This is a genomic window from Chamaesiphon sp. OTE_8_metabat_110 (assembly GCF_031382685.1).
In the GTDB taxonomy this organism is placed as follows: Bacteria; Cyanobacteriota; Cyanobacteriia; order Cyanobacteriales; family Chamaesiphonaceae; genus Chamaesiphon.
Map to the genome: position 1 here is coordinate 1 of NZ_JANMZA010000437.1, position 3,243 is coordinate 3,243.

2 protein-coding genes are annotated in these 3,243 nt (G+C 49.1%); both read right to left on the minus strand.

Annotated elements, in window-relative coordinates:
* Positions 1 to 173 precede the first annotated feature (173 nt).
* Positions 174 to 1,739 carry an FAD-dependent monooxygenase gene (locus tag RMO52_RS16005; protein WP_310416067.1) on the minus strand — a complete coding sequence of 522 codons (1,566 nt, stop codon included), beginning with the start codon at positions 1,737 to 1,739 and terminating at the stop codon, positions 174 to 176.
* A 241-nt stretch (positions 1,740 to 1,980) separates the two neighbouring features.
* Positions 1,981 to 3,243: MFS transporter (locus tag RMO52_RS16010; protein WP_310416070.1), on the minus strand; the 1,263-nt coding region annotated here is incomplete at its 5' end.

Consider the following 3,243-nt stretch of genomic DNA (forward strand, 5'->3'; position numbering starts at 1 on the left):
CGCGGACTAAGAGAAATTCAGTCCGCGTAGGCGGACTTTGAAACGTTAGCCCCGATTTCAATCGGTGGCGGTGCAGGAGCGCAGCCGTTAATATCTGAGATGGTGCGTTACGCTCCGCGATAACACACCCTACAAGCTCGAAACGAAGTCCAACAGACTTTTCAGACATCCTTTTACACCCGCACCAAGAAGGTGTCTAAATATTTAACTAGAGTGTCGTAATCGTTAACTGCACCAATAAATCCAACATGACCGTCTGGACGCACGAGGAGCATCTGTCCATCTCGTCCCAGTTGCCGATCGCTATCTCGATCCATTGGTTGAATTGTCGAAACCTTGATGGTCGATCGGAATTGACCGACAATTTGATAAGCTCGTTCGACTACTTCAGCGTCTTTAGTCCGTAGTAGCAGCGTCCAGTGATGAATCGAAATCAAGCGATGTAGATTTGCCCATTGTCCATCGCCAGATACTACTGGGACATTGGGGATGCGATCGCCTGCCTGTAGTGAACCACTACCCTTCTGCTGCAATGATAACGGGCTATTGCGGTACTCCATGCCCAGATCGCTGAGTGTGAACTCCATCAAGCGTTTCACTGGCTTGAGCGACAATCCGAACGGCATGAACGTTTCCATCAACCGGAGCTTAGTAGCTGATGGCGGCTGCTCGACGATGTTCATTCGGTTGGCATCGACGATCGTTTGGGCATTGGCGCGTTGTTCGATCGTATAAGTATCCAACAGACAGGATTTGGCTTCACCGCGCTCGACTGCGGCTAATTTCCAGCCGAGGTTAAATGCACCTCGGAGTCCGGTATTCATTCCATGTCCGCCGATCGGTGCCCAAGAATGCGCCGCATCCCCGACTAGCAGCACGCGACCTTTGTTGAGGGTAGCAGCAATCCGATTCTGAAAGCGGGCGCGACTGAGCCAAACGGGTTCGGATAGCTCTAGCTGCAATTCCGGTATACAGGCAGCCGATGCCGTTAAGTCGCGCATTTCTGCTAAGGTGGGCGGTGTTTTGCGCTCTGGGCTGGGGTCGGTAGTAAAGGTAAAGAAACGGTAAGTGTCACCGGGCACAGGGATACTCATGATTGAGACTTGCTCGGCTAGAAAGAAATAGCCCTGAGAAGTGGATTTTGGAAACTGCCAAGTTGGTTTGGCGTTGACCTGAACTGCTTGTAAGTTCACCGCAGGCTCTCCTTCAAACGGAATCTGCGCGGCTTCACGGATTGGACTCCGACTTCCTTCGCAGCCTACTAACCACTGAGTCTCGATCGTTTCCTCCTTACCATTGGCAGCTCGCACAGTAACTTCAGCTCCAACGTCATGCGTGCGAACCTCAATTGCTTCAGTTTCCCATTCAACCTCAACTCCGAGATTGGATAATGACTCGGCTAAGAAGCGTTCGGTATCATGCTGTTCGATCGTCATCGGGAACGGGTAGTCACTCTTGATGTGACCAAACTCGAACCCGCTTAATTTCTTACCCTTTGCATACACATCAAAGTTGTGCATTTTATGTGAGCCAGCCAAGAACTTGTCGATTACTCCTAGCCCTGCCAGAGCTTCTTGGGCACGCGACCAGATCACACAGGCTCTCACTTGGCGTTTGGTTTCAGCGGCTCGATCGATAATCCGCACGGACAGGGAAAGTAAAGTTAATTCGATCGCCAGCATCAAACCAGTAGGGCCAGCACCGACAATTAATACTTGATGTTGAGATGGATTAGACATAGTAATTTGCTCGCGATTGGAAATTATAAAGATTATTTATGGTTGTAAATTTAGGCGACCCTAAGAGGATGAATGCGTCTAATAGCTTCGTTTGAGATGGTGTTACCCCCCCAACCCCCCCTTATAAAGGGGGGGCTTTTGCTCCCTCCCCTTTATAAGGGGAGGGCTGGGGTGGGGTAACGGGACTACGATACCAACAGACTTGTCGCCTGTTAGTGGGGACTAGGGGGATCTTCAAGGTTTATCTCGTAACAGAATTTCTACTACCTTGCTGTAGAAGAAAATGAAACAAAACCAATGCACCCACAGCCAGACCAGCAGTTGCCCAAAAGACACCCTGCATACCCCATACGCCAGCAAAGATACCTGCCATAAGTGGCCCTAATCCGATCCCCAGCGATTGGACGCTCACATTGACTGCCATAAATCCAGCTCGCGTATCGTCGATCGCGAGTTTTGCTAAGATCTCTTGGCTAGAAGGTATTGCTAGACCTAGAGCCGCACCAAATAAAATACTCGGAACGAACAACAGCCCTGCACTAGTAATGAACGGAATCATTGCTAGCGCGATCGCGGCGATCGCAAAAGCTACTTTAATTAGCGTTATTTCTGATGCGCGTCGCGTTAACCTTCCCAACTGCGAAGCAACAAGCCCTAACGAGACTGACATGCTGGCTAAAATCAAACCAATAAACAAGCCCGAAGTCCCAAAATTAGCCCCTGCTAAAATCGGGATGTAAGTTATAAACGGCCCAGACTGAATCAGAAACATCGAACCGACTACCAATAGCAATCCCAGTACTGTGGAATTGTTGATACTCTGCCAGACCTTTTGCAGATAAAGCTTGATACTGCTATTTTGGCTAGCACTGGTTTGTCGGGGCAGCTTCAGCACCATCAACACCAGCATCAACAAGGGAAAGGCGAGCGTGGTTAGCAAAAAGGGATATCGCCAACTAAAACCTGCTAGCACCCCACCGATAATCGGATAAATTGCCGTACTGGCACCGATCGCGCTCACGCTAATCGACATTGCCATCGTTAAGGCTTTGCCGCGATAGATCGTACTAATCAGCGTTAGGGAGATTAAATTTAAGCTAGCAGAACCTAAACCTTGGAGAAATCGCCACCGAATTAGAGTTTGAAAATCGCCAGCGAAGGCACAGCAGCTTCCAGCGATCGCAAACAGTAACAACGACGGAATTAACACTTTTTTCACACCGATTCGATCGGTGACGATGCCTAAAATCGGCGTGGCAATGCCGATGGGCAGAAAAAAAGCGGTCATTACTAATTGAATTTCACTAGGTGAGACAGCAAAAACTTTTGATAATTCTGGGAGGATCGGGCCAAGTGTCGGCCCACCCATAATTTCGACTAGGGTGAGGCTGACGATGATGTAAAAATTCCGATCGTGCAGCGGATTTCTGGTGCTGGTGAATTGGGACAATTCATCGCTTTGATTATCTAGATCTAAAGTTGTCGGCTCTTTCATTGGTTTAGT